Here is a 239-nt window from a genome sequence, read left to right as displayed (position 1 = left end):
AATATTTTTTGGCTTTATTAGAGAGCAAGTTAAAACGTTTGCAGATCTTTGAACAAAGCATTGTTTCTTCTCGTTCAAAAAGGTTGGAGTCTATAGCTAATAAATTAGTTGTAAGAACAACTATGAGACTGGCTCAAATGGAAGATTTAGTAGGTATAAGAGTTACCTTACCCGATATGGAAGCTTTAAATCGGTTCTTAGATGACACTTATAGCTGTGAGATAACTAACTCTGATTGT

Annotated in this window: 1 protein-coding gene; it reads left to right on the top strand. The window is 33.5% G+C overall.

Annotated features, from left to right (window positions below):
• Positions 1-239 (top strand): nucleotidyltransferase family protein (locus tag AAEY75_RS16930; protein WP_502944464.1); only part of this gene is annotated, 239 nt, incomplete at both ends.

The sequence above is a fragment of the Psychrobacter sp. TB55-MNA-CIBAN-0194 genome (assembly GCF_040309505.1).
Taxonomy (GTDB): Bacteria; Pseudomonadota; Gammaproteobacteria; order Pseudomonadales; family Moraxellaceae; genus Psychrobacter; species Psychrobacter fozii.
This window is presented reverse-complemented; position numbering and strand designations above follow the sequence as displayed.